Consider the following 1,047-nt stretch of genomic DNA (forward strand, 5'->3'; position numbering starts at 1 on the left):
CAAGGTGGAGATGATCAAAATCAAGGTGGAGATGATCAAAATCAAGGTGGAGATGATCAAAATCAAGGTGGAGATGACCAAAATCAAGGTGGAGATGACCAAAACCAAGGTGGAGATGCTACCACAGGAACTTGGGATTCTGAAAAAGCTTACACAAAAGGTGAGAAAGTAGAAGTTGGTGGAGTTACATATGAAGCTCAGTGGTGGACTAAAGGTGAGAATCCTACTCAATCAGGAGAATGGGGAGTATGGAGAGTAACTAGTGGTCAACCAGATGACCAAAACCAAGGTGGAGATGATCAAAACCAAGGTGGAGATGACCAAAGTCAAGGTGGAGATGATAATACTACATCGGGAACTTGGGATTCTAAGACTGTATATACTACAGGAGACCAGGTAACATATAATGGTCAAACATATACAGCTAAGTGGTGGACACAAGGAGATACTCCATCAAATGGAGGAGCTTGGGAGAAACCTGTTGTTGCTGGAGGAGCTTGGGAAAGTGGTATTGCATACACTGGAGGTCAAACAGTAACTTATCAAGGTCAGAAGTATAAAGCTAAGTGGTGGACACAAGGAGATACTCCATCAAATGGTTCTCCTTGGGAGAAGATATAACAACAGTAAAATTAACCTAGTATTTCAATAACTTGAAACTCTAGGTTAAATTCTAATCTTATAAATTCTTTATTTAATTCAAATAATAAAAATCTCTGAAATACTCTATTTCAATTAAATGAACTATTCATCTTCAATATAAATTGACTATACTGATTATAATTAGTTTTAATATCATTTTTATCTAGTAATTTACTATATTCCACTATATTCCGTACTTTTATTAAGCAATAGCAATTTTAATACTTATATAAATTTAGATAACTCATATAAAAAGCTGTATTTTTTGGTGATTAAGTACTTGACAAGTGTGATTTTGCAGGAGTTTTTTTTGGTATTTTGGATGTTGGAAAGACTGTTGAATTAATATCCCAAATTGTTAGATATATTTTGTAAAATACAGATGTTACAGATATTAGTATTTTA

General features: G+C 34.2%; 1 protein-coding gene. It reads left to right on the forward strand.

Features of this window, described 5'->3' with window-relative positions:
• Positions 1 to 621: carbohydrate-binding protein (locus R8535_RS10850; protein WP_329499520.1), on the forward strand; the 621-nt coding region annotated here is incomplete at its 5' end.
• Positions 622 to 1,047 lie beyond the last annotated feature (426 nt).

Origin of the sequence: Francisella sp. 19S2-4 (assembly GCF_036281795.1) — a bacterium.
In the GTDB taxonomy this organism is placed as follows: domain Bacteria; phylum Pseudomonadota; class Gammaproteobacteria; order Francisellales; family Francisellaceae; genus Francisella.